Origin of the sequence: Candidatus Solirubrobacter pratensis (assembly GCF_000425945.1) — a bacterium.
GTDB classification, from domain to species: domain Bacteria; phylum Actinomycetota; class Thermoleophilia; order Solirubrobacterales; family Solirubrobacteraceae; genus Solirubrobacter; species Solirubrobacter pratensis.
In genome coordinates this window covers 143,290-167,888 of record NZ_AUEK01000011.1, presented here as the reverse complement: position 1 = coordinate 167,888, position 24,599 = coordinate 143,290, and the positions used below count along the sequence as shown (strand labels likewise).

Annotated in this window: 24 protein-coding genes; 8 read left to right on the top strand and 16 right to left on the bottom strand. The window is 73.1% G+C overall.

The features are described from left to right. The first annotated feature begins 33 nt into the window (after nt 1-33). Nucleotides 34-1,467, top strand: coding sequence for a sensor histidine kinase (locus H958_RS0117770; RefSeq protein ID WP_196807414.1), 1,434 nt, complete (start codon nt 34-36; stop codon nt 1,465-1,467). Here the strand turns inward: H958_RS0117770 and H958_RS38270 are convergent. The 12 genes from H958_RS38270 to kdpF are packed head-to-tail and all read right to left on the bottom strand — an operon-like array spanning nt 1,403 to nt 13,476. Continuing rightward, nucleotides 1,403-1,906, bottom strand: coding sequence for an RNA polymerase sigma factor (locus H958_RS38270; protein ID WP_051324450.1), 504 nt, complete (start codon nt 1,904-1,906; stop codon nt 1,403-1,405). The two genes, H958_RS0117770 and H958_RS38270, sit on opposite strands and share 65 nt — an antisense overlap. A 45-nt stretch (nt 1,907-1,951) precedes the next feature. Then, complete coding sequence (locus H958_RS38265; protein ID WP_037410536.1) at nt 1,952-4,549, bottom strand: ATP-binding protein; 2,598 nt, start codon at nt 4,547-4,549, stop codon at nt 1,952-1,954. 53 nt (nt 4,550-4,602) lie between these two features. Next, nucleotides 4,603-5,403 (bottom strand): ABC transporter permease, encoded by an 801-nt coding sequence (locus H958_RS0117755; protein WP_028059651.1) that lies wholly within the window; start codon nt 5,401-5,403, stop codon nt 4,603-4,605. Further along, a complete protein-coding gene (locus H958_RS0117750; protein ID WP_028059650.1) occupies nt 5,400-6,377 on the bottom strand; it encodes a daunorubicin resistance protein DrrA family ABC transporter ATP-binding protein in 978 nt (325 codons plus the stop codon). The genes H958_RS0117755 and H958_RS0117750 overlap by 4 nt, the downstream gene beginning before the upstream one ends. Next, on the bottom strand, nt 6,374-6,856 hold the full coding sequence (locus H958_RS0117745; protein WP_028059649.1) for a GbsR/MarR family transcriptional regulator: 483 nt from the start codon (nt 6,854-6,856) through the stop codon (nt 6,374-6,376). The genes H958_RS0117750 and H958_RS0117745 overlap by 4 nt, the downstream gene beginning before the upstream one ends. 49 nt (nt 6,857-6,905) lie before the next feature. Beyond that, nucleotides 6,906-7,469, bottom strand: a complete 564-nt coding sequence (locus tag H958_RS0117740) for a hypothetical protein (RefSeq protein ID WP_028059648.1) — start codon at nt 7,467-7,469, stop codon at nt 6,906-6,908. Next, nucleotides 7,466-8,536 (bottom strand): histidine kinase, encoded by a 1,071-nt coding sequence (locus H958_RS38260; protein ID WP_037410534.1) that lies wholly within the window; start codon nt 8,534-8,536, stop codon nt 7,466-7,468. The genes H958_RS0117740 and H958_RS38260 overlap by 4 nt, the downstream gene beginning before the upstream one ends. Beyond that, entirely contained in the window at nt 8,536-8,979 is a 444-nt protein-coding gene (locus tag H958_RS0117730) for a hypothetical protein (RefSeq protein WP_028059647.1), read from the bottom strand. The genes H958_RS38260 and H958_RS0117730 overlap by 1 nt, the downstream gene beginning before the upstream one ends. A 1-nt stretch (nt 8,980) precedes the next feature. Then, on the bottom strand, nt 8,981-11,053 hold the full coding sequence (kdpB, locus tag H958_RS0117725) for a potassium-transporting ATPase subunit KdpB (protein ID WP_028059646.1): 2,073 nt from the start codon (nt 11,051-11,053) through the stop codon (nt 8,981-8,983). After that, complete coding sequence (locus tag H958_RS0117720) at nt 11,050-11,697, bottom strand: potassium-transporting ATPase subunit C (protein WP_028059645.1); 648 nt, start codon at nt 11,695-11,697, stop codon at nt 11,050-11,052. Before H958_RS0117720 ends, kdpB begins: the two co-directional genes overlap by 4 nt. Beyond that, on the bottom strand, nt 11,697-13,382 hold the full coding sequence (gene kdpA / locus H958_RS0117715) for a potassium-transporting ATPase subunit KdpA (protein WP_028059644.1): 1,686 nt from the start codon (nt 13,380-13,382) through the stop codon (nt 11,697-11,699). The genes H958_RS0117720 and kdpA overlap by 1 nt, the downstream gene beginning before the upstream one ends. Before the next feature lie 4 nt (nt 13,383-13,386). Further along, the gene (gene kdpF / locus H958_RS45195; RefSeq protein ID WP_081686004.1) at nt 13,387-13,476 is read right to left on the bottom strand and encodes a K(+)-transporting ATPase subunit F; all 90 of its coding nucleotides are present in this window, start codon (nt 13,474-13,476) and stop codon (nt 13,387-13,389) included. Nucleotides 13,477-13,649: 173 nt separating this feature from the next. Between kdpF and H958_RS0117700 the strand changes: the two genes are divergently transcribed. Genes H958_RS0117700 through H958_RS0117690 form a run of 3 tightly spaced genes read left to right on the top strand, consistent with a single transcriptional unit; the run spans nt 13,650 to nt 15,564 of the window. Further along, nucleotides 13,650-14,030, top strand: a complete 381-nt coding sequence (locus H958_RS0117700) for a winged helix-turn-helix transcriptional regulator (protein WP_028059643.1) — start codon at nt 13,650-13,652, stop codon at nt 14,028-14,030. Then, nucleotides 13,982-14,557 carry an NADPH-dependent FMN reductase gene (locus tag H958_RS0117695; RefSeq protein ID WP_028059642.1) on the top strand — a complete coding sequence of 192 codons (576 nt, stop codon included), beginning with the start codon at nt 13,982-13,984 and terminating at the stop codon, nt 14,555-14,557. The genes H958_RS0117700 and H958_RS0117695 overlap by 49 nt, the downstream gene beginning before the upstream one ends. Continuing rightward, nucleotides 14,557-15,564: an LLM class flavin-dependent oxidoreductase gene (locus H958_RS0117690; RefSeq protein ID WP_028059641.1), complete on the top strand. Its 1,008-nt coding sequence runs from the start codon at nt 14,557-14,559 to the stop codon at nt 15,562-15,564. Before H958_RS0117695 ends, H958_RS0117690 begins: the two co-directional genes overlap by 1 nt. On the opposite strand, the gene H958_RS0117685 is transcribed toward H958_RS0117690, so the two are convergent. Then, nucleotides 15,561-16,229 (bottom strand): response regulator transcription factor, encoded by a 669-nt coding sequence (locus H958_RS0117685; protein ID WP_028059640.1) that lies wholly within the window; start codon nt 16,227-16,229, stop codon nt 15,561-15,563. The genes H958_RS0117690 and H958_RS0117685 overlap by 4 nt on opposite strands. 59 nt (nt 16,230-16,288) lie before the next feature. On the opposite strand from H958_RS0117685, the gene H958_RS0117680 reads away from it, so the two are divergent. Beyond that, a complete protein-coding gene (locus tag H958_RS0117680; RefSeq protein ID WP_028059639.1) occupies nt 16,289-17,314 on the top strand; it encodes a histidine kinase in 1,026 nt (341 codons plus the stop codon). Here the strand turns inward: H958_RS0117680 and H958_RS48740 are convergent. Together H958_RS48740 and H958_RS0117670 are read right to left on the bottom strand one after the other, a co-directional pair. Continuing rightward, nucleotides 17,298-17,606, bottom strand: coding sequence for a M24 family metallopeptidase (locus H958_RS48740; RefSeq protein ID WP_196807413.1), 309 nt, complete (start codon nt 17,604-17,606; stop codon nt 17,298-17,300). The genes H958_RS0117680 and H958_RS48740 overlap by 17 nt on opposite strands. 326 nt (nt 17,607-17,932) lie before the next feature. Further along, the gene (locus tag H958_RS0117670; protein WP_196807412.1) at nt 17,933-18,580 is read right to left on the bottom strand and encodes a DUF305 domain-containing protein; all 648 of its coding nucleotides are present in this window, start codon (nt 18,578-18,580) and stop codon (nt 17,933-17,935) included. Between the two features lie 101 nt (nt 18,581-18,681). On the opposite strand from H958_RS0117670, the gene H958_RS38255 reads away from it, so the two are divergent. Beyond that, nucleotides 18,682-20,673, top strand: a complete 1,992-nt coding sequence (locus tag H958_RS38255) for an LVIVD repeat-containing protein (RefSeq protein ID WP_051324449.1) — start codon at nt 18,682-18,684, stop codon at nt 20,671-20,673. Nucleotides 20,674-20,715: 42 nt separating this feature from the next. Here H958_RS38255 and H958_RS38250 read toward each other — a convergent pair whose 3' ends face one another. Continuing rightward, nucleotides 20,716-21,798: an FUSC family protein gene (locus H958_RS38250; protein WP_051324448.1), complete on the bottom strand. Its 1,083-nt coding sequence runs from the start codon at nt 21,796-21,798 to the stop codon at nt 20,716-20,718. Nucleotides 21,799-21,930: 132 nt separating this feature from the next. Here H958_RS38250 and H958_RS47635 point away from each other — a divergent pair, with 132 nt between their 5' ends. Both H958_RS47635 and H958_RS0117650 read left to right on the top strand, forming a co-directional pair. Further along, nucleotides 21,931-22,290: a hypothetical protein gene (locus H958_RS47635; protein WP_028059637.1), complete on the top strand. Its 360-nt coding sequence runs from the start codon at nt 21,931-21,933 to the stop codon at nt 22,288-22,290. Then, a complete protein-coding gene (locus tag H958_RS0117650) occupies nt 22,262-24,541 on the top strand; it encodes a xanthine dehydrogenase family protein molybdopterin-binding subunit (protein ID WP_028059636.1) in 2,280 nt (759 codons plus the stop codon). Before H958_RS47635 ends, H958_RS0117650 begins: the two co-directional genes overlap by 29 nt. Nucleotides 24,542-24,599 lie beyond the last annotated feature (58 nt).

Here is a 24,599-nt window from a genome sequence, read left to right as displayed (position 1 = left end):
CGAGGTTACCCTCGCCAAGCTAGCGTTTTGATGATGCTCCCCGGGCGCAAGCCCCCGCTGGCCGCGGGGATCGCGGTCGCCGCAGTCGCCGTCGCGCTCACGACGCTGCTGGTGTTCGCGCTCGACGACGTGGCGCCTGTGCTCTCGCTCGGCGTCGTCTATCTGCTCGCGGTGCTGCTCGTGGCGATCGTGTGGGGCGCGTGGCTGGGCATCGCGACGGCGCTCGCCAGTGCGCTGGCGTTCAACTTCTTCCACATTCCGCCGACGGGGCGCCTCACGATCGCGACCGGGGAGGACTGGGTCGGCCTGGCGGTCTTCTTCTTCGCCGCCGTCAGCTCGAGCTGGCTCGCGCAGGTCGCCCGCTCACTCGCCGCCGAGGCCAACCAGCGCCGCCAAGAGGCCGACCTGTCCGCGGAGATGGCGCGGCTGCTGCTACGCGGCGGGCGCCTCGAGGAGGCGCTGCCGCCGGTCGGGCAGCGGCTCGCGGCGGCGCTGGGCCTCTCCAGCGCGGCGATCGAGCTCAACCCGGTCGACGCCGGGGGACGCACCGTCGTGTTCCCGCTGCGGGAGGGCAGCCGCCAGATCGGCACGCTCGTGCTCTCGGCCGGCGAGGAGGAGGCCGTACTCAAGCGCGTGCAGCTGCGCGTCGCGCCCGCGCTGGAGGCGCTGCTCGCCGCCGCGCTCGAGCGCGACGCGCTCCAGGCCGAGGTCGTCGAGACCGCGGCGCTGCGGCGCTCGGACGTCATCAAGACCGCGTTGCTGCGGGCCGTCTCGCACGACCTCCGCTCGCCGCTGACCGCCGTCCTCACCGCGGCCGAGGCGCTGCGCTCCCCGAGCATCACCGAGGACGAGCGGCGCGAGCTCGCGCAGGCCGTGATCGAGGAGGCGACGCGCCTCTCGCGCCTGATCGACAACCTGCTCGACCTCTCGCGCCTCGAGGCCGACGCCGCCGAGCCGCGGCCGGAGTGGTCGTCGCTTGAGGAGGTGATCGGCGCCGCGATCGACGATCTCGCCCTGCCCGAGGGCACGTTCCGGCTCGCCGTCGACGGCCGCCTGCCGCCGGTCCGCGCCGACGCCGCCCAGCTCGAGCGGGCGTTCGCGAACCTGCTCGACAACGCGCATCGTCACTCCGGCGGCCATCCGGTGTCGGTCCGCGCGCGCGACGTCGGCGGCCGCATCCTCATCCGCGTCGTCGACCGCGGCCCGGGCATCCCGCAGGCGCAGCGGGACCGGATCTTCGAGCCGTTCTACCGCTCGGGCACCGACCGCACCGGCCACCGCGGCTCGGGACTCGGCCTCGCCATCGTGCGGGGCTTCGTCGAGGCCAACGGCGGCCGGGTGTGGGTCGAGTCACTGCCCAATCAGGCGACGTCCTTCGTGGTCGAGCTGCCGATCGAACCGGCTAGCCCGGAGTCGGAGCCAGCGAGCCCGCCAGCCGGGCCCGGCCGCGGTGGAGCCGGCTCATGACCGTCCCGATCGGGATCCGCAGCGTGCCGGAGGCCTCCAGGTACGACAGGCCCGCGACGTCGACCGCGACGATCACGCGGCGGAAGTCGTCGGGCAGGTCCGCGACCGCGTCGTAGAGCTCGCCGGCGTAGGCGGCGAGCTCGGGGTCGCCGTGCGCGCTCGGCACGTCGTGGTCGAGGCCCTCCGGCGCCGGCCGGCGCTGCTCGCTGCGCCAGTGGTCGAGGAAGACGTTGCGCAGGGTGCGCGCGAGGTAGGGGTAGTCGCTCTCGCCGCGCACGCGGCGCGGTCGCGCGAGCACACGCACGTAGGTCTCCTGCGTGAGGTCCTCGGCGAGCTGGCTGCAACCGCACAGGGAGCGGGCGAAGCGGTGCAGCTGGGGGAGGTGACGGGCGGCGCTCTGGGGATCGAGCGCTCGGTATCCTGGGGGAGCGAACGGCATCCGCCGACTCTCCCGGCGCCTGCCGTCGCGCGCATCGGCAGGGGTCTACCTATCTTTGCCGGCGGCGCTACCTATGCCGGCGGCCTCGGCGGCCGCGCCGGCGTCGTGGCGAGAGTGCACGCCCAGCTTGCTCAGCACCGCCGCGACGTGGTGGTCGACGGTGCGGACCGAGACGACCAGCCGCTCCGCGATCTCCGTGTTGGTGCGCCCCTCGCGCACCAGCTCGAGCACGGCGAGCTGGCGCGGCGTGAGCCCGAGCGGGTTCGCGCGCGTGCCGGCCCGCGGCCCGCGCGGCACGCGAGCGCCGAGCGCCCGCAGCCGCTCGCGGGCGAGCGCTGCGGCCGGCGCGGCGCCGAGCCGGTCGAGCAGACCCAGCGCCTCGAGCGTCGGCGCCTCCTCGCCCGACTCGAGCAGCTCCAGCGCCCGCTCGTAGGGATCGGCGCCCCAGCCGTCCGCCGCCGCCCGCCAGTCGCCCCGCAGCCCGGACGCGAACGGCTCCGGCACGCGCTCGAACGGTCCCGCCGCCACGCCGGCGCGCGCGAGCTGGCGCAGCAGCTCGGCGCGGAAGCGGTCCGCGCCGGCGCGCTGCAACCGCGGCAGCAGCACCGCCGCGACCTCGCGCGCCGCGTCAGGGCGCGAGCTCAGCCACGCCCATTCCGCGTACGCGATGCCGGTGTAGGCGAGCCCGAGCTGCAGCCCCTGCCGCCGCGCGCGCTCCCATGCCTGCGCCAGCAGCGGGCCGGCCGACTCCTCGCCGCGCCGCGCGAGCAGGCGCCCGAGCCACGGCGCGCTGTACGCATGGAGCATGCCCGGATCGTCCTCGCCGGTGAGCGTGCCTCGCAGCCCCTCGATCGCACGCTCCCAGTCGCCGCGCCGCAGCAGCGCCACGCAGCGGTGCACCCACAGGTTGTACGCGTGCGACCAGAACCCGCGCTCCTGCGTGAACGCCAGTCCCTCGTCGACGAACGCCTCGAGCTCGCCGAGCCGCTCCTCGCGCAGCAGCAGCTCGGCGACGTTGGTGTAGCCGCGCGCCGCGTACTCGTACTGGCGCGCCGCGATCGCCGCCTCGATGCTCCCGCGCACGAGCGCCACCGCGCCCGGATCGCCCAGCTCGGCCCGCGCCATCCCCTCGTAGTTGGAGGTCAGCGCCGCGAGGTCCTCGCGCCCCGCGGCGTGCGCGAGCCGGCGCGCGTGCGCGAGCACCTCCCTCGCCTGCTCCGGCGCGTCGGTGAGCGCCATGATCGCGCCGCGGTAGATCATCGCGTGCGCGAGGTCGGCCTTCGGCCCGTCGCGCTCGAGCATGGCCACCGCGACCGAGACGCTCTCCTGCGCCTCGCCGGTCTCGCCGGCCATGAACAGGTGGCGCGAGAGCCGGACGAGCCCGCACGCCGCCGCGACCTGGTCGCCGAGCCGCCGGTAGAGCTCGACCGCGTCGCGCCCGGCCTCGACCGCGGCGTGGAAGCGGTGCGCGTTGTAGCGCTCCCATCCGAGGTCGTCGAGCACGTCCGCGCGCTCGGCCTCCGGCAGGCGGTCGAGGTGCGGCCGCACCGCCTCGAGGTGCGCGAGCGCCTGCCGGTGCGACCCGGCCCTCGCCGCATCGCGCGCCGCCGCAGGCCCCACGGCGACGATCGTGCCCGCGTCGGCGGCCGCGACGGCGTGGTGCATGACGTGGTCGCGGTCGAGCGGGCGCCGCTCGAGCAGCGCGGCGACCACGTCGCCGTGCAGCGCCGCGCGGCGCAGGGCCGGCAGGCTCAGCTCGACCGCGCGCCGTGCGAGCTCATGGCGGAACGCGACGCCGCGCGGGCCTGCCTCGAGCACGCCCGCCGCCTCCGCCTCGGCGAGCGCCGCGACGCCGTCGCCGAGCAACCGCTCCGCCAGATCCGTGCTCACGTGCGAAGGCACGACCGAGATCCGCTCCAGCGCGTCGCGGCACGCAGGCCCGAGCCGGCCGGCGCGGGCCAGGACCGCGTCCACGACGCTCGCCGGCACGCCGGCGTCAGGCGAGGCGAGCACCTCGGTGACGAAGAACGGGTTGCCGCCGGTGCTCCGGTGCACCGCCACGGGGTCGGCCCCCAGGCCGGCGGCGAGCCGCCGCACCGCCGCGAGCGAGAGCGGCTGCAGGCGCACGCGCTCGACCGGAGCGCCGGCGAGCGCGCCGAGCATCCGCAGCAGCGCGTGGCCCGGGCCGAGCTCGTCGTCGCGGAAGGTCACGACGAGCACGGCGCCGAGCGCCTCGATGCGGCGCGCCAGGTAGCCGAGCACGTCGACGGTGGCGTCGTCGGCCCAGTGCGCGTCCTCGATCAGCAGCACGGTCGCGCCGCAGGCGAGCTCGTCGAGCGCGGCGGCGAACACGTCGTCGCCCGGCCGGTCGCCGCTCAGCGCCCGGGCGAGCGGCCCGTCGCCGCCGGCCGCCGCGTCGCGCAGCGGCCCGAGCGCGCGTGGGGTCGCGAGGTCGTCGCACGCCGCGGCGAGCAGCCGCACTCCGTCCGGGATGCCGGCGGCGAACGCGCGCATCAGGCTCGTCTTGCCGATCCCCGCCTCGCCGCTCACGAGCACGACCGAGCCGCGGCCGGCGCCGGCGTCCGCGACCGCCGCGCCAAGGGCCTCGAGCGCCGCCTCTCGCTCGAGCACCTGGTCGGCCATGGCGACATCGTCCCACGGCGAAGTCGACGGAATCTACATGCGGGCGGCGGCGCCTATGCCCGGCGGAACGCGCGGACGGCGAGCGGGACGAACACGATCAGCAGCCCCACGAGCCAGGCGAGCGTGCCGAGCAGCGGTCCCTTCACGTCTCCGACGCCGATCGTCAGAGCGCGGGCGGCGTCGACGGCGAGCGTGACGGGATTGACCTCGGCGAACGCCTGCAGCGCGCCGGGCATCGAGTCGGTGGGCACGAACGCGGAGGAGACGAACGTGAGCGGGAAGACCCAGATGAACCCGGCCGACTGGGCCGTCTCGGGGTCCTTCACCGACAGCCCGACGAACGCGCTGATCCACGAGAACACGTAGGCGAACGCGAGCACCAGGACGAACGCGAGCAGGAGCTCGTACACCGGCTCGCTCGGGCGGAAGCCGACGATGACGCCGACGAGCACCATCACGATCAGCGTCATCACGTTCATCACGACGTCCGCCGCCGTGCGCCCGACGAGCACCGCCGAGCGGGCGATCGGGAGCGAGCGGAACCGGTCCACGACGCCCGCCTTGAGATCCTCGGTGAGACCGATGCCGGTCAGCAGCGCGCCGAAGATCGCGGTCTGGACGATGATCCCCGGCATCAGGAAGTCGACGTAATCGACGTCGCCGGTGTTGATCGCGCCGCCGAAGACGTAGCGGAACAGCAGCACGAACATCACGGGCTGCACGAACGCGAAGATGACGTAGACCGGCCGGCGGATCGTCTTGCGCAGCTGCCGGCCGGCCATCACGCGGCTGTCGGCGAACGCCTCCGCGAGCGTCAGGTGCGAGCGCTCGGGTACCTGGGTGGCGGCGCTCATACGGGCTGCTCCTCGAGCTCGGCGGGCTTGGTCTCCGCGGGGTGTCCGGTCAGGGTGAGGAAGACGTCGTCGAGGCTCGGCTGGACGAGCTCGAGCGAGGCGATCGGCAGCCGCATCGCGTCCAAGCGGCGGATCGCCTCGACCGACGCGCTCGAGTCGGCGACCGCGAGCCGGATCTCGCCCGCGGCGGCCTCGACGATCGGCTCGTCGCGCGTGGCCAGGCCGGCCAGGGCCGCCGCGGCGTCCGCCGCGTTCGGCGGGTCGACCCGCACGACCAGCATCTCGGTCCCGACGGTCGCCTTGAGCTCGCCGGCGGTGCCCTCGGCCGCGATGCGCCCGTGGTCGACGACGGCGATCCGCTGCGCGAGCCGGTCGGCCTCCTCGAGGTACTGCGTCGTAAGCAGGACCGTCGTGCCCTCGCGGCGCAGCTCGTCGACCGTGTTCCACAGCTCCTGCCGCGTGCGCGGGTCCAGGCCGGTCGTCGGCTCGTCGAGCAGGATCACCGGCGGGCGGCCGATCAGGCTCGCGCCCAGGTCCAGCCGGCGGCGCATGCCGCCCGAGTAGGTCGCCACGCGGCGGTCGGCGGCGTCGGTCAGGCCAAAGCGCTCGAGCACCTCGGCGGCGCGGGCGCGCGCCTCCGCGGCGGTGAGGCGGTAGAGCCGCCCGACCATCTCGACGTTCTCGCGGCCGGTCAGCTCCGCGTCGACGGCGGCGAACTGCCCGGCCAGTCCGATCCGGCGGCGGACGGCGAGCGGCTCGGTGACGACGTCGTGCCCGAGCACGCTGGCGCGGCCCGCGGTCGGGCGCAACAGCGTCGACAGCACGCGGACGAGCGTCGTCTTGCCGGCTCCGTTCGGGCCCAGCAGGCCGAAGACGGTGCCGGCCTCGACCGCCAGATCGAGGCCGTCGAGCGCGACGACGTCGCCGAAGCTGTGGCGTACGCCCTCGGCGCGGATCGCGGGTTCATGTGTCATGGCAGTTCTCCTGAGGTGCGCAGCTCGTCCCGGCGTGCGCGCCATTCGTCGGCAAGGGTGGGGAGACGCTCGAGCAGGAACTCCGAGAACGCGGCCAGCTCGAGCAGCCGGGCGCGGCGTGCGGCCGGTGCGTCGCGCAGGACGTCGAGCCCGTGGCGCGCCAGCGCCGCGAGGGCGCCGTACTCCGCCGGCGAATCGAGGCTCTGCGTCGCGACCAGGTTCAGCTTCACGTGGTCCGCGCGCTCGCCCGGGACGCGCATGCGCTGCACCGACCCCCATGTCTCGAGCATGGACAACGCGGTGCCGACCGCGCTGCGGCTCGCCTGGAGGGCGTCGGCGATCTCGGCGATCGTCTGCTCCGGCGGGTCGCAGATCGAGAGCCAGCCGATGACGCGACCGACCATCGGCGGCACGGCGTAGTGGCGCTGGTAGTGCCGACCGACCTGGTCGACGAAGGAGAGCTCGCCGCTGCTTGGCATCTGATCTCTGAGATTACACAGATCTCAGACATTTCAGCAAGTTCAGTTGTCAGAAGTGCCCATGGACGGCCGCCTCCGTGACGCGCTTGCCGTCCGCGGCGTTCGGCCGCAGGATCAGGATCTCGGCCGGCACGCGCTGCAGGAGCCAGACGAGGTCGTCGCCGGTGAGGCCGCCGCGTAGGTTGCCGGAGGTGGGGACGATCACCCGATCGACCGGCTCCTCGGCGAGCAGCTGCTCGAGCGCGTGCCGGTAGGTGCGCCCGCGGGCGACGCGCGCATCGACCTCCACGTCCGATCCCGCGGCGACCTGCTCGATCGCCTCGAGCACCGGCATGCCGAGGCTGCACTGCGCGGGGATCGCCGCGTCGAGCGGCAGGTGGCGCGGGACGGTGGCGAGGAACGCGGGCACGAGCACCGCGTTCTCCGCGCGCGCGAGCCGCAGCGCGGCGTCGAGCGCGCGGCGGGGGATCGTCGCGCCCGTGAACGGGAGCATGATCCGGCGGACGCGCCCCGCGCCGTGGCGCGAGCGCGCCCGCCGCCGGCGCGCCAGCGCCCAGCCGCCGCCGGCGCCGACGGCGAGCGCGAGGACGGCGATCAGGAGATCGGCGCTCATGCGGGTGCCTCCTTGCCCTCGGTCTCGCGCAGGCGCCGCGAGGCCACGATGCGGACGTCGACGCCTCGCGGCGCCGCGGCCATGATCCGTTGCGGGAGCGGCTCGCGCAGGCGCCCGAGCCACCGCCGCGGGCCCGACTCGCCGACCAGCACGTACGTCGTGCCGCGCTCGCGGATCTGCTCGGCGGCCGCGGCCACGATGTCGTCGGACTCGACGACGATCAGATGCGCGCCGAGCACCGACGTGAGCTGCCTCAGCGCCGAGAGCGCGCGCGCCTGCTCGTCGCTCGGGGCGTGTCCCGGCGGCTGCACCCAGAGGACGTCGAGGTCCGCGCCGAGCCGCTGCGCCGAGCGCCACGCCCGGCGCACGAGCCGCTGCGCGCTCGGCTGCGGACGAACGAGCGCCAGCAGCCGCTCTCCGACCGTCACGCGCTGCGGCGTGACCGTCTCCTCGGCGACCTGCCGCAGCGCGGTCTCGCGCAGCGCGACGAGGTTCTCGATCCGGAAGAAGCCGTTCAGGGCGGCGTCGATGCGCGGCGCCGGATAGACCTTGCCGGCGCGCAGGCGGTCGAGCAGCGTCTCCGGCGTGACGTCGACCACGACGATCTCGTCGGCCCGCTGCAGCGCCGTGTCGGGCACCGTCTCGCGCACGCGCACGCCGCTGTTCTCGGCTAGCTGGTCGTTGAGCGAGTCCAGATGCTGGACGTTCAACGTCGAGTAGACGTCGATGCCGGCCGCGAGCACGTCCTCGACGTCCTCGTAGCGCTTGACGTGCTCGAGCCCGGGCGCGTTGGTGTGCGCGAGCTCGTCGATCAGGCACAGATCGGGCGTCCGGGCGATGATCGCCGGCAGGTCCATCTCCAGCAGCGCCGCGCCGCGGTACATCACGACCCGCCGCGGGATGACCTCCAGGCCCCGCGCCTGCTCCTCGGTCTCGGCGCGGCCGTGGGTCTCCAGCAGCCCGATCGCGACGTCGCGCCCGTCGGTGCGCCCCTCCTGGAGCATCCGGTAGGTCTTGCCGACGCCGGCGGCCATTCCGAGAAAGACCTTGTGCCGTCCACGGGGCATCAGAGCGCGTGGCGTGCGCGCTCGGCGGCGGTGTGCAGCTCGGCGGGCGCGTGCGGCCGGTAGAGCGGGCCGGCGCCGTCGCGCAGCAGCTCGACCGCCAGCGCGACGCCGCGGGGGCACGGGTGCAGGACCTCCACGAGGTCGTCGGCCAGCGCGAGCAGCGCGGGCCGCGCCTCCCGCACGGCGGCCCGGTTGACCGGGACGGACGCACCGCGCATAGGGAGGCGCGGCGTCTGCGCGCTCTGCACCGCTCGGACGAGGGAGCGCGCGAAGCCCGCGCGTCGCCGCGGTGAGACCAGCTGCCCGGCGCGAAGCGCGAGCTCCGAGCTGGCGACCGGGTCGATCCCGGCCGCCAGAGCGGAGTCCAGCCGCGGCGCGATCAGCGCGACACGCAGGCGCAGCAGCCCCAGACGGGGCACCGGCTCGAACGCGTGCGCGACCACGTTACGCCCCCAGCAGGTTGTGGACGATCAGGTCGATCAGCTTGATCCCGATGAACGGGGCGATCAGGCCGCCGACGCCGTAGATCAGCAGGTTGCGCCGCAGCAGCGCGGTGGCGCCGACCGCGCGGTAGCGGACGCCGCGCAGCGCGATCGGGACCAGCAGCGGGATCACGATCGCGTTGAAGACGATCGCCGAGATGATCGCCGACTGCGGCGTTCCCAGGCTCATCACGTTGAGCTTGGAGAGCGGGCCTTCGGCGGAGCCGCCGCTCGCGTATGTCGCGACGAAGATCGCGGGCAGGATCGCGAAGTACTTGGCGACGTCGTTGGCGATCGAGAACGTCGTCAGCGCCCCGCGCGTGATCAGGAGCTGCTTGCCGACCTCGACGATCTCGATCAGCTTGGTCGGGTTGGAGTCGAGGTCGACCATGTTGCCCGCCTCGCGGGCGGCCTGGGTGCCGGTGTTCATCGCCACGCCGACGTCGGCTTGCGCGAGCGCGGGCGCGTCGTTGGTGCCGTCGCCGGTCATCGCCACGAGCCGGCCGTTGGCCTGCTCTTCGCGGATCAGCTCGAGCTTGCGCTCAGGCGTCGCCTCCGCGAGGAAGTCGTCGACGCCCGCCTCCTCGGCGATCTTCGCCGCCGTCAGCCGGTTGTCGCCCGTGACCATGACCGTCCGGATGCCCATCGCGCGCAGCTGCTCGAAGCGGTGGCGCATGCCGTCTTTGACGGTGTCCTTGAGATAGACGACGCCGAGTACCTGGGCGTCGCGGGCGACGGCCAGCGGTGTGCCGCCCTCGCGGGCGATGCGATCGAGCACAGGCGTCAGCTCGGACGGCGCCTGGCCGCCCTCGTCCTCGACCCAGCGGATGATCGCGTCGCCGGCGCCCTTGCGCAGGCGCGTGCCGTCGTAGTCGATGCCGCTCATGCGCGTCTGCGCCGTGAACGAGACGAACTCCGCCTCGTGCGCCGCGATCTCGCGCTCCCGGATGCCGTAGCCCTTGGCCAGCACGACGATCGAGCGCCCCTCGGGCGTCTCGTCGGCGAGCGAGGCGAGCTGCGCCGCCTCGGCGAGCTCGAGCTCCTCGACGCCGGGCATCGGGACGAACTCGGCCGCCTGGCGGTTGCCGAGCGTGATCGTGCCGGTCTTGTCGAGCAGCAGCACGTCGACGTCGCCGGACGCCTCGACCGCGCGGCCCGACAGGGCGAGCACGTTGCGGCGCACGAGACGATCCATCCCGGCGATGCCGATCGCGCTCAGCAGCGCGCCGATCGTCGTCGGGATCAGCGCGACGAGCAGCGCGATCAGCGTCGTGATCGAGATCGTCGTGTTGGAGAACTCCGCGAACGGCCGCAGCGAGACGATCACGATCACGAAGATCAACGTCAGGCCGGCGAGCAGGATGTTCAGCGCGATCTCGTTCGGCGTCTTGCGCCGCGCGGCGCCCTCCACGAGCGCGATCATGCGGTCCAGGAAGGACTTGCCGGGCTCCTGCGTGATCTCGACCACGATGCGGTCCGAGAGCACGCGCGTGCCGCCGGTGACCGCGCTGCGGTCGCCGCCGGACTCGCGGATGACGGGCGCCGACTCGCCGGTGATGGCCGACTCGTCGACCGAGGCGATGCCGTCGATCACGGTGCCGTCGCCCGGGATCACCTCGCCCGCCTCGACCTCCACGACGTCGCCGCGCCGCAGCTCGGAGGCGGCGCGCGCGCCGCCGTCCTGCAGCCGCGCGGTGGTCTCGGAGCGCATCGCCCGCAGCGTGGCGGCCTGCGCGCGCCCGCGGCCCTCGGCCAGCGCCTCCGCGAGGTTCGCGAAGATCACGGTCAGCCACAGCCAGATCGCGATCGTGAACGTGAACCATCCAGGGTCCGAGCCGCCGAGGATCCACGCGATCGTGCTGATCACGGCGCCGATCTCGACCACGAACATCACCGGGTTGCGGACCTGCACGCGCGGGTCGAGCTTCTTCACCGCGCCCCACACCGAGGGCCAGAGGATGTCCGGGGTGAAGAGCGACTTCGAGTCGCGCTGCGGGGTCCGCGGCGGCGCCGGCGGAGTTGCGATGGCTGTCATCGGGCCTCTCGATCGAGGGCGAGGTTGAGTTCGGTCACGTTGATGCCGGGCTCGCCGAGCAACCCGAGCGAGCGCCCGTCGGTGTTGGCCTTGATCAGCCTCGCGACGGTCGCGAGCGGGAGCTTGCGGACGGCGGCGATGCGCTTGGCCTGGATGGCCGCGTTGTCCTTGGAGATGTGCGGGTCCACGCCCGAGCCGGACGTCGTCACGGCGTCCTGCGGCACCTGCGCGTTGGTGAGCCCGCGGTCATACGGCCCGTTGAGGTCCAGGTACGCCTTGAGCTGGTCGCGGTAGAAGAACTTCGCGCTGGCCTGGTTGGGCCCGCGGTTGGAGAAGAACGTCCCGTTCGGGTTGTAGTCCGTCTGCGACGGCCGCGGCTGGAAGTACTTCGGGTCCGGCTCGGTGACCGCGTTGCCGTCGGCGTCCTTCTTAGGCTTGCCGTCGGCGTCGAGCACGGGCAGCTGGTAGGCCTGCGCGAGCAGCCGCGAGCCGACGACCTTGCCGTCGACCGTGATCGGCGACCCGTCGGCGCGGTTCGGGAACGCGACCTGCGCGATTCCTGTCATCGCGAGCGGATAGGCGAGACCGAGCAGCACCGTGAACGCGATCACGGCGATGGCGGAGGTGATCAGGTTCTTCTTCATCAGAACAGATGGGAGGTCAGGCTCTGGACCGCGGGGCCGAGCAGGATGGCGGGGAAGAACGTCAGGGCGCCGATCAGCACGACCGTGCCGACCAGCAGGCCGCCGAACGTCGGCGTATCGGTCCGCATCGTCCCCAGGCCGGCGGGTGCGACCCGCTTCTTCAACATCACGCCGGCGACGGCGAGCGTGAAGACCATCGGCGTGAAGCGGGCGAACATCATGCTGAGGCCGCCGAGCAGGTCGGCGAACGTGATGCCGTGCGCCCCGAGGTTGCCGGCGGTGGGCTGGAAGTAGCCCGTGTAGCCGGCGAACGCCGAGCCGTTGTTGTTGGCCTGCGAGAGGTACGCGTACAGCGATTCGGAGAAGCCCTGCGGGCCGCTCGCGTAGACCGACGGCGCGCCGTACTTGGTTCCGGTCGCCAAGGCGCCGGCTATCAACACCGTCAGCGGCGTGGCGAGCAACCCGAGCACGATGAGCTTGACTTCGCGCGCCTCGAGCTTCTTGCCCAGGTACTCCGGCGTGCGCCCGACCATCAGGCCGCCGATGAACACGGCGAGCAGGACATAGAGCAGCATCGTGTACAGGCCGGTGCCGACGCCGCCGAACACGCTCTCGCCGTAGGCGAGGTTCGCGAACGGGACGATGCTGCCGACCGACGTCAGCGACTCGAACGCGGCGTTGACGGCGCCGGTCGAGGTGACCGTCGTGACCGCGGTCCAGAGCGCCGAGCCGGCGGTGCCGAACCGCACCTCCTTGCCCTCGAGGTTCGCGCCGGCGACGCCGGCGGCGTGCTGCGCGGCGGTTCCGTGCATCTCGCCGAGGTACACGACGATCGTCGAGACGGCGAACAGCGCGAACATCGCGCCGAAGATGGTCCAGCCCTGGCGGCGGCTGCCGACCATGCGGCCGTACGTGTACGTCAGCGACGCCGGGATGCAGATGATCGCCAGCATCTCGACGAAGTTCGATAGCCCGCTGCCGTTCTCGAACGGCATCGCGGAGTTGACGTTGAAGAAGCCGCCGCCGTTGGTGCCGAGCTCCTTGATGATCTCCTGCGAGGCGACGGGGCCCCAGCCGCCGAGGTCCTGCACGACGCCCTGTGACACGAGGACGATCGAGCCGACGATCGAGATCGGCAGCAGCACGTAGAGCAGCGCGCGCGTGAGGTCCTGCCAGAAGTTGCCGAGCCCCGCCGCGCCCTGGCGGCGGTTGGCGATGCCGCGGATCAGCGCGATCGCCACGACGATGCCGACGGCCGCCGAGACGAAGTTCTGCACCGCCAGTCCGGCCATCTGGCTGAAGAACGACATCGTCGTCTCGCCGCCGTAGTACTGCCAGTTCGTGTTCGTGATGAACGACGAGACGGTGTTGAACGTGACATCCCAGGTGCCCGAGTGGAAGTCCTGGTGGTTCCAGGGATGCAGCGTCTGTGTTCGCAGGACGAGGTAGAGGAACAACCAGAAAAGACCACTGAAGACCAGCAGGGAGCCCGCGTAGGCCTTCCAGCCCTGCGACACCGTGGTGTCGACTCGCAGCACGCGGTACGTGAGCCGCTCGAGCGGTCCGACGACGGGGGAGAGGAACACGCGCTCGCCGGTGAACACGCGCGCCATGTAGCCGCCGAGCAGCGGCACGATCGCCGTGAAGACGAGGCAGAAGACGATGATCTGCAGCCAGCCCTGCATGGCGCTAGAACCGCTCCCCGCGTACGAGCGCGTAGAGCAGGTAGACGACCAGCAGGCAGGAGACGATCAGGCCGATCAAGTCGGAGGCGCTCATATGCGGTCCACCAGCTCGATCAGGCCGTAGAGCGCGAGGAAGGCCAGGACGGCCAGTGCGACGGCGACGAGATCCATGGTTGGCATGCTGCGCCTGCCGCCGTCAAGCGCTCGTACAGATCCACAAGCGCCGTATACAGATTCCGTGAAGACCCTGCGGTAATCTGAGCAACTATGGATTCCGTAGCGAGCATCTGCCCGCGCTACCACTACGCCGTGGAGCTGATCGGCGCGCGCTGGTGCGGGGCGATCCTGCGGGCCGTCATGGACGGCTGCCGCCGGTACGCGGAGATCAAGGCGGCGATTCCCGGCGTCAGCGACACGATGCTCAGCCAGCGCCTGCGCTGGCTGCAGGCGGAAGGAGTCCTGGAACGCAGCGTGGTGGACAGCTCACCCGTTCGCGTCGAGTACCGCCTCACACCGAAGGGCGCCGCGCTGGCGCCGGTGGTGGAGGCCCTGAAAGCCTGGGCGCACGCCTGGGTTCCGGAAGACATCGAGGACACCGAATGCCGAAGCTCATCATCGTCATCGCCAGCACGCGCCCAGGTCGGGTAGGGCTCCCCGTCGGGGAGTGGTTCGCCGAGCGCGCCCGCGCGCACGGCGGCTTCGAGACCGAGGTCGTGGACCTCGCGCAGCTCCGGCTTCCGCTGATGGACGAGCCCAACCACCCGCGCCTGCGCCGGTACACCAACGAGCACACGAAGGCCTGGAGCGCGCAGGTGGGCGCCGCCGACGCATTCGTGCTCGTCACGCCCGAGTACAACCACGGCTTCACGGCGCCGCTCAAGAACGCCCTCGACTACCTGCACCACGAGTGGCAGTACAAGCCGGTCGGCTTCGTCTCCTACGGCGGCATCGCGGCCGGGACGCGGGCGATGCAGATGCTCAAGCCGGTCCTGGTGGCGCTGAAGATGACGCCCGTGGTGGAGGCGGTGAACGTCCCGTTCGTGCGGCAATTCATCGACGACGACGAGCAGTTCCGGCCCAACGAGGTGCTCGAGCAGGCCGCCGACGCGATGCTCGACGAGCTCGAGCGCGTCGAAAGTGCGCTGCGGCCGCTGCGGACGCCGGTGGCGGTCTGATGGAGATCGGCATCTACACCTTCGGCGAGCTGACCGCCGGCAGCCCGCGCGAGCGCGTCCGCGACCTGCTCGAGGAGATCGAGCTGGCCGACCAGGTGGGGCTCGACGTCTTCGGCGTCGGCGAGCACCACCGCCCGGACTTCGTGGTCAGCGCGCCCGCCGTCGTGCTCGCCGCCGCCGCCTCGCGGACCGAGCGCATCCGCCTCACGAGCGCGGTGTCGGTGATCAGCTCCGACGATCCGATCCGCGTCTTCCAGGACTTCGCGACGCTCGACTTGATCTCGAACGGCCGCGCGGAGGTCATGGCCGGCCGCGGCTCGTTCACCGAGTCCTTCGCGCTCTTCGGCTACGACCTCGACCAGTACGACGAGCTGTTCGCGACGAAGCTCGAGCGGCTGCTGGAGGTGCGCTCGTCCGAGGCGCTCGGCGTCTACCCGCGGCCGGTGCAGGAGCCGCTGCCGGTGTGGATCGCGGTCGGCGGCAACCCGCAGTCGGCGGCCCGCGCGGGCCTGCTCGGGCTGCCGATGGCGCTCGCGATCATCGGGGGCCTGCCGGAGCGCTTCGCGCCGTTCGCCGAGATCCACCGAGAGGCAGCGCGCCGCGCCGGCCATGAGCGGCTCCCGCTCTCGATCAACTCGCACGGCTTCGTCGGCGACAGCTCGCAGCGGGCCTCCAAGGTCGCGTTCCCCGCCTTCAAGGCGATGATGGACCGGATCGGCCGCGAGCGCGGCTGGCCGCCGATGACGCACGAGCAGTTCGAGGCCGCGCGCACGATCCGCGGCGCGAACTTCGTCGGCAGCCCGCAGGAGGTCGTCGAGAAGATCCTCTTCCAGCACGAGCTCTTCGATCACGACCGCTTCCTGCTGCAGATGAGCGTCGGCACGCTCCCGCACGCCGACGTGATGCGATCGATCGAGCTGCTGGGAACCGAGGTCGCGCCGGCGGTCCGCGCCGCCTTGGAGCCAGGAGCCCGACTCGAGAGTCCGGCGGCTCGAGCCGGACTCTAGGCGGCGAACCGGTAGCCGACGCCCGGGTCGGTGCGGATGTAGCTCGGCCCGATCTTGCGGCGCAGGTTGGCGATATGGACGCGCAGCACCTGCACGTCGTCGGCGTACTCGGGCCCCCACACGTCGATCAGCAGCGAGCGGTGGGTCAGCAGCCGGCCGCGGTTGAGCGCCAGCGCGCGCAGCAGGTTGTACTCGATCGGCGTGAGGTGCACCTCCTCGCCGTCCACGGTCACGGTGTGGGCGGCGAGGTCGATCGCGAGCCCGTCGGCGGCGATGACCGGCTCCGACGCGCCCGGGTCGGCCCGCCGCAGCGCCGCCTGCAGGCGGGCGACCAGCTCGCGCGGCCCGAACGGCTTGGTCACGTAGTCGTCGGCGCCCGCCTCCAGCGCGCGCACCTTCTCCTCCTCCTCGCCGACCGCCGAGAGGACGATGATCGGCATCTTCGACCATGTCCGCAGCGAGCGCGTGACCTCGATCCCGTCGCCGTCGGGGAGCACCAGGTCGACGATCGCGGCCGCCGGAGGGCGCAGCGCGGCGGCGTCGAGCGCCTCCTCGACGCTGCCGGCCTGCAGCACCTCGAAGCCGGCGTCGCGCAGGATGATCCGAAGCGCGCGCAGGATCTGCGGCTCGTCGTCGACGACCAGGACACGCGTCTGCTCGGTCACCCGGGTGAGACTACGAGCTCACGGGTCGGCCGCTTGGGCCGCGTGAAAGGCTCTGGCGCGTGTACAAGGTCTTCCTCGGCATGGCGGCGGGCGTCGGCAAGACGTACCGCATGCTGGCCGAGGCGCAGGCCGAGGCCGAGGCCGGCCGCGACGTCGTGGCCGGCCTGCTGGAGACGCACGCGCGCGCCGAGACCGAGGCGCTGGCCGCGGGGCTCGAGATCGTGCCGCGCCGGCGCGTCGCCTATCGCGGCGTGACGCTCGAGGAGCTCGACCTCCCGGCCATCCTGCGCCGCGCGCCCGAGCTGTGCCTGATCGACGAGCTGGCGCACACCAACGTGCCCGGCCTCGAGCACCCGAAGCGCTACGAGGACATCGCCGACGTGCTCGCGGCGGGCATCGACGTCTTCTCGACCGTCAACGTCCAGCATCTCGAGTCGCTCAACGACCAGGTCGCCGAGCTCACGGGCGTGCGCGTGCGCGAGACCGTCCCCGACGACGTGCTCTCGCGCGCCGACGAGGTCGTGCTCGTGGACCTCCCGCCCGCCGATTTGATTGCGCGCCTGCGCGACGGCAAGGTCTATCCGCTCAACCGCGTCCCGGCCGCGCTGGAGGGCTTCTTCCGGGTCGAGAACCTGCGCGCGCTGCGCGAGGTGGCGCTGCGCCAGGTGGCGGAGAACGTCGAGTCGCGCCGGCTCGTGCGCGAGGGTACGGAGCCGGCGATCGGGGAGCGCCTGCTCGCGCTGGTGGGACTCGATGACGAGCGCGTCGTGCGCCGCGCGTGGCGCAGCGCGCAGCGGCTCGGCGGCGAGCTCGACGTGCTCGTCGTGCGATCGGGCATGCCGTCGGCGTCCGAGCGCACGCGGCTGGAGGCGCTGCGGAGGCTCACGTCGGTGCTCGGCGCGCACCTGATCGTCGAGGAGGGCGGCGACCCGCTGCCGGTGCTCGAGCGGATCGCGCGCGAGCGCGGCACGACCTACGTCCTGCTCGCGGAGCCGGAGCGCCGCCGGTTCCGCGAGCCGCTGGTGATGCGCATCCTGCACGCGCTCCCGCACGTCGACGTGCGGGTCGTCAGGGAGCGTGGCTGAGCCGCTCGCAGCCGTCCTCGGTCACGAGCACCATGTCCTCCACCTGCACGCCGCCGAAGCCGGGGCGGCAGAGGAACGGCTCGACCGTGATCACGTCGCCCGCGCGCAGCTCGCCGCCCGTGCGCCCCAGCCCAGGATCCTCGTGCACCTCGAGCCCGACGCCGTGGCCGAGCGCGACGGGGAAGCCCTCTGTCGGGCCCGGCGGAGACGATGAACTCGCCGAGCACGGCGCCGCGCGCCTCCACCGCCGCGCGCACCGCGGCGGCCACGTCCTCGCAGGACGCGGGGGCACCGAGCACCTCCGCGGCCGCGGCGAGCCCCGCCTCGGCGGCGGCGGCGGCGCGCCGGATGCCGGCCAGCTCGGCAGGCGACTTCGCCCGCCGGCGCTGGGCGAAACGCTCGCGGTCGGCGCGCACCTCGACGCCTCCGGCGCGCAGGTGGTCCGCGGTCGCGAGCGGGAAGCCCGCCGGGACGGCGGCCTCGCGCACGCCCATCTCGCGGCACGCGTGCAGTCGCACCTCCAGCAGGGCCGCGTCGCGACCGGCGCCGGAGGCGAACAGCTCGGCCAGGCCGAGATCCGCGAAGGTGTCGAGCAGCTGCAGGCCGGGCGCCCCGAGGCTAGTGGAGCTTCGCGAGCACCTGCTGCATGCGCTCGATCTCGATCTGCTGGTCGGCCTCGACGTGGCGCACGAAATTGCCGATCTCGGTCTCCGCGCCGCCGCCGGCGTCGACCAGCTCGCGGGCCATCGTCAGCGCGCCCTGGTGGTGGATCGTCATGTAGCGCAGGAACAGGCGGTCGAACGCGCGGCCCTTGGCGGCCTTCAGCCGCTCCAGCTGTGCCGGCGACAGCATGCCCGGCATCGAGTCGCTCGCCGCGTGGTGGTCGTGCCCGGCGTCGAAGCCGCGGTCGCCGAGCCAGCGCTCGCTCTGCTCGATCTCGCTCTCCTGCGAGCTCGCCATCCGCTGCGCCATCAGCGCGACGTCGCGGCTCTGCGTGCGATCGGGCACCCAGCCGGTCATCAGGATCGCCTGCCGGTGGTGATGGATCATGTCGCGCATGAAGCCGACGTCCTGGGCGATCGGCTTGACCGTCTCGGCCTCCTTCGCCTCGGCGCGCGTGAGCTCGCGAGCCGGCTTCCCGGGCGCGCCGGGCTGCACGATGTGCACGGCCTGCTCCGGCGAGGCCTCCTGCTTGTCGCCCGAGCCGCAGCCCGCGAGTACGCAGGCGGTCAGCGCGACCGCGAGCCACGAGACAGGCTTGCTCATTCGCATCTCATGAGAATATAGTTAGGAACTGAGGAGTCCAATGAAGCTGGGCGCCGGTCTCGCAGACCGGGCTCGGCCGCGTCATATCGGAGGGGTTGGGAATGTGGCGATCTCTGCTGTCGCGACGATTCGTCGTCGCGTCGATCGGTGCTGCCGCGCTGGCCGGCGCAGGTGCTGCGACGGCGTCCGCGCAACTGCCGGCGACCGATGACCCGCGCGCCGGTCTCGCGGCGGGGTTCGACAACGCCGGCGTCGCGCAGAAGGGGCTGGATCTGCTGTCGCACCTGGGCAAGCCGACCGGCTTCACGGACCCGGGCGGAAACCTCGGGAACCTGTCCTACGCGAACTCGGACATGGCCTTCCAGGGCAACTACGCGTTCGTCGGCAACTTCAACGGCTTCAACATCTACGACATCTCCGACCCGGCGGCGCCGGCGCTGAAGACGTCGGTGGTCTGCCCCGGGGGCCAGGGCGACCTCTCGGTCTACGGGAACCTGCTGTTCATGTCGGTGGAGGAGACGCGCGCCAAGAAGGACTGCACGCTCACGCCGGCGGCCGACGCCACGACGCGGTTCCGCGGCGTCCGCATCTTCGACATCAGCACCATCTCCGCGCCGGTCCAGGTGGGCGGCGTGCAGACGTGCCGGGGCTCGCACACCCACACGCTGGTGAAGGGCAAGGACAGTCCCGACTCGGTCTACATCTACGTCCAGGGCACGGCCGGCGTGCGATCGGCGACCGAGCTCGCCGGATGCGCATCCGGCAACCCGTCCGAGACGAACCCGAACCCGTCGATGTGGCGGATCGAGGTCATCAAGGTGCCGCTCGCGGATCCCGAGCACGCGGCGGTCGTCAATGAGCCGAGGCTGTTCAAGAACGACGACACGGGCGCGGTCAACGGGCTCCAGAACGGCCCGCAGACGCCGCAGCACCCGTCGGGGACTAACTGGAGTCCCAACCCGAACACCAACCACTGCCACGACATCACCGTCTACGAGGAGCTCGACCTCGCGGCGGGCGCGTGCGCCGGCAACGGGTTGCTGATCGACATCTCCGATCCGGCCAACCCGAAGCGCATCCACGCGGTGTCGGACCCGCTGTGGGCGTACTGGCACGGCGCGACCTTCGCCAACGACGGCAAGACGGTGGTCTTCACCGACGAGTGGGGCGGGGGCACCGGCGCGCGCTGCCGAGCGACCGATCAGAGGAGCTGGGGCGGCGACGCGATCTACGACATCGTCGACCGCAAGCTCGTGTTCCGCAGCTACTACAAGCTCCCGGCGGCCCAGACGACCACGGAGAACTGCGTCAGCCATATCCCGTCGATCGTCCCGGTCCGCGGGCGTGACGTGTTCGTCCAGGCCTGGTATCAGGGCGGCGCTTCGCTGGTCGACTTCACCGACTCGACGAATCCCGTCGAGATCGGCTACTTCGATCGCGGCCCGATCAGCGCCACGTCGCTCGTCACGGGCGGCTTCTGGTCGACCTACTGGTACAACGGCACGATCTGGGGCTCGGAGATCGCCCGCGGCCTCGACGGCTTGGCGCTCACGCCGACCGACAAGCTGACGGCGAACGAGATCGCGCAGGCCAAGGCGGTCAAGACCGGGCGGCTGAACGTGCAGAGCCAGGATCCGTTCCCGGTGGCGTACGCGGACGGCACGGCCGGCGGCACCGTCCCGGCCACGTTGACGCTCTCGCTCGGCCCGGCGGCGAGCTTCGGCGCCTTCCAGGCCGGCGTCCTGAGCACTTACACGGCCGAGACGAGCGCCAACGTCATCAGCACCGCCGGCAATGCCGCGCTGACGGTCAGCGACCCGTCGTCGACGGCGACGGGCCGTCTCGTCAACGGCGCGTTCGCCCTGCCGAGCGCGCTGCAGGCGCAGGCGTCGAGCCCGGCGGCCGGCGCGGCCGGCGCGCTGACGGACGTCGGCGGCACGGCGGCGCCGACCTCGCTGGCGAGCTGGACGGGCCCGATCACCAACGATCCGGTGCTGATCAGGTTCTCGCAGCGGATCGGCCGGAACGACGCGCTGCGGACGGGCACGTACAGCAAGACGCTCACGTTCACGCTGTCCACGACGCAGCCGTAACCGTGCTCCGGGCGGCCTGCGGGCCGCCCGGCCGCCCGGCCGCTACGCCGGGACGGTGAGCAGCTCTTCGGTGGGCGGGAGGTCGCCGGGCGAGCCCTGGACCTGCTCGGCGGCCCGCATCAGGTCGACCGCCGTCGAGCGGACCTGGACGGTCACGTCCGGGAGGCCGTCGACGCCGGCGGCGCGGGCCGCCGCGTCCTGCGCCAGCGCGCGCGCGCGCTCGGCGCGCTGCGGCTCGTCGTAGGCCGCGGCCAGCTCCCACACCGACTGCGCGAGCTCGCTGACCGCCTCGGGCAGGCGCGGCGGGACCTCGCGGCCGGCGCGCACGGCGCGCAGCGCATGGCGCGCGAGCACGCGCGTGTTGCGGACGGCGAGATCCAGCTGCGCGGCGCTGCGGTCGTAGCGCTCGAGCGCGGCGCGCGCCGCGAAGCGCTGCGGCGCGGTCCGGGCGGTCTCCTGCCCCGTCGCGAGCGCGTCCTCGAGCTGGTCGATCAGCTCGTCGATCGCGCGAGCCTGGGCCAGCGAGCGCTCGGCGGCGCCGGCGTCGCCGGCGCGCAGCGCGCCGGCGAGGCTCTCGAGCGAGCGGCCGAGCTCGCCGAACACGGCCTGCGCGGCGCGCCCGACGTGCAGCAATGGGTCGGGCGGGAACAGCAGCGCGCCGACGACGAAGGCGACGCCGCCGCCGATCAGCGCCTCGAAGACGCGGTTGGGGGAGAAGCCGGCACCCGACAGCGGGTCCAGCGCCAGCAGCAGGACCGCGGACACGGCAGCCTCGCCGATCAGGATCTCACCGCCGCCGAGCAGGACCGCGACCGACATCGCCAGCGCCACCATCACGGCGATCTGCGGCGCGCCCTGGCCGATCACGCCGATGATCAGCGCCGAGAGCGACAGGCCGAGCACGACGCCGCCGGCGAGCTGCAGCGCGCGCTGGCGGTGGTGGCCGTGCGTCGCGCCGAGCGAGATGATCGCCGCGATCGAGGCGAACGCCGGGCGGGTGTCGGGGACCAGCAGCGTGGCGAGCTCCCACGCGGCGAGCGCGGCGATCGCGGTCTGCACGATCGCGAGCGCCCGGCTGCGCAGGCGGTGGCGGGCGATGGCGGTGTGGCGGCGAAGCGGGCTCATGCGTCTGATTCCGAAGCTAGCAAGCGCCTCGGCCTCCGCATCGGCGCTCTCGGGGCGTCTCCCAGCCGTGCGGTGCAAATCGCGTCTCCGGAACTGTGAGATGTGTCCTGCCTGACACCGAGGCAGGACGGGATGCGCAAGTTCCTGCGCCGCTCGACGTTCCGGCTCATGCCATCCGGCGCGGAAACCGCCGGAGCGCACCGCACAGATGCCAAGGAAGGACACCCGATGAGCGCGCTCCGCTGGCCAGTCTTCACATCCGCCGAGATCCATGAGGCGCTGCGGCTCGCCCTCGCGACCTCGCCGCTCGCCCGACCGCCGGAGGCGAACTTCCGGTGCGCGGCCGAGCCCGGCGCGCCTGGTCTGCCGCAGCCCGGCCCGGGCCGGCAGCACGCGCGGGGCATCCTCACCGCGCCGTCAGGTCCCGTTCACCGCGAGGGCGCCGGAGTAACGTGCCTCGGCGATGAGCGCAATCGGGCAGACGCGCCGTAGGCGCGACGGTGATCCCAAGGTCCGCGGGGCGACCCGCTACACGGGCGACATGCCGATGCACGGCCTCCTCCACGCGCGGCTCGTGCTTGCGGCCGAGGCACATGCGCGATTGACCGGCGTCGACGCCGGCGCCGCGCTGGACGTCCCGGGCGTGGTGGCCGTCCTGACGGCGGACGACCTCCCCCTGGCGCCCGGCGCCGCCGGCCGCGCGGGCACGCCGCTCGCGCGCGGCGAGATCCTCTGGTCGGGTCAGCCGGTCGCGCTGGTCCTCGCCGAGACCGAGGCGGCCGCCGAGGACGGCGCCGACCTCGTCGACGTCGAGACCGAGCCGCTCGAGGCCGTGCTCGACCTCGAGGCGGCGATGGCCGACGACGCCCCCGCCGCGCGGCTGACCACGATCGCCGAGGGCGAGAGCGAGGCCGGCGCCCACGGCGGCGCGGCGGGCGTGCAGGAGGCGGACTCGCCCGCGTCGCCGAACGTCGCCGCGCGCCAGCGGATGGCGCAAGGCGATGCGGCTGCCGGGCTGGACGCCGCCGACGTCGTCGTCTCGGGCCGCTTCCGCACGAGCTGGGTGCACCAGGGCTACCTGGAGACGCAGGCGGCGCTCGCCTGGACCGAGCCCGACGGCGAGCTCGTCGTCACGTCCAGCACGCAGGGCGCGTTCAGCGCGCGCCAGAGCCTCGCAGGCATCCTCGGGCTCCCGCTGGACCGGATCCGCGTCCGCCCGGCGCCGATCGGCGGCGCGTTCGGCGGCAAGCTGATGGTCCCCGAGCCGCTGGCCGCCGCCGCCGCGCTCAAGCTGCGCCGCCCGGTGCGGCTCGCCTACGGGCGCTCGGAGGACTTCGCGGCGGCGAACCCGGCGCCCGGGCAGATCATCGACCTCGAGGTCGGCGCCACGCGCGACGGCAAGCTCACCGCGGTGCGCGGCACGATCGTCGCCGACCGCGGCGCGATGACCGACATGGGCGTCGAGACGATCTCGGCGATGCTGTGCGCGGGCCCGTACAACTGGCAGGCGCACGACCTGACGGCGATCGGCGTGTTCACCAACCGCGTCGGCTGCGGCGCCTACCGCGCGCCCGGCGCGCCGCCGGCGGCGTTCGCGCTCGAGTCGCTGCTCGACCAGCTGGCGGATCGCCTCGGGCTCGACCCGCTCGAGCTGCGCCTCGCGAACGTCGCCGAGGCGGGCGACAGGAGCCTCGACGGGCAGGAGTTCAAGAGCTTCGGCGCGCGCGAGTGCCTGGAGGCGGTGCGGGAGCACCCGCTGTGGCAGCGGCGCGGGTCGCTGCCGGAGGGTGAGGGCGTCGGCCTCGCGCTCGGCTTCTGGCCGGGCGGGCTCGAGCCCGCGGCCGCGATCTGCCGGCTGGACGCCGACGGCAAGCTCACGATCGTCACCGCGGCGGCCGACATGAGCGGGATCGACAACGCGTTCGCGACGATCGCCGCCGAGACGTTCGGCGTGGGGGAGGACGCGGTGCGCGTGACGACGGGCGACACGGCGAGTGCGCCGTTCGGCGGGGTCAGCGGCGGCTCGAAGGTCACCTACACGTTCGGCCGCGCCGTCGAGCGTGCGGCCCGCGAAGCGCGCGAGCGGCTCCTGAACGTCGCCTCGGCCGAGCTCGAGATCGCGCCGGAGGACCTCGAGGTGGCCGGCGGCGAGGTGCGGCCGGTCGGCGCGCCCCAGCGGGCGATCCGGATCTCGGAGCTGGCGTCCAGGACGCTCAGCTTCGGCAGCCCGCATGAGCCGATCGAGGGCTACGGATCGACCGCTCAGATCAGCCGCGCTCCGGGCGCCGCGGCGCACCTGAGCCACGTCCGCGTGGACCCGGAGACCGGCGGCGTGACGGTGCTCGCGCACGCGATCGCGCAGGACGTCGGCCGCGCGCTGAATCCGGCGCTGGTCGAGGGCCAGATGCACGGCGGCACGGCGCAGGGCCTCGGCTGGGCGCTGCTCGAGGAGCTCGCCTACGACGAGAACGGCCAGCTGCGCTCGGGCTCCTTCGCCGAGTACACGCTGCCGTCCGCCGAGCTCGTCCCGCCGATCGACACGCTGATCGTCGAGGTGCCGGCGCCCGACGGGCCGTTCGGCGCCAAGGGCGTCGGCGAGCCGCCGGTCGTGGCCGTCCCGCCCGCCGTGGCGAACGCGATCGCGGCGGCGTCGGGAGTCCGCATGCGCGAGCTCCCGATGACGCCGATGCGGGTCTGGGAGGCGCTACGCGGTCGCGACCTCGCGGGCGTCGGGAGCGCCTAGCGTCGACGCTGGTCCTTGCCGCCGCTCACCGCGTTGCGGCGGGCGCCCGGGCTCACCC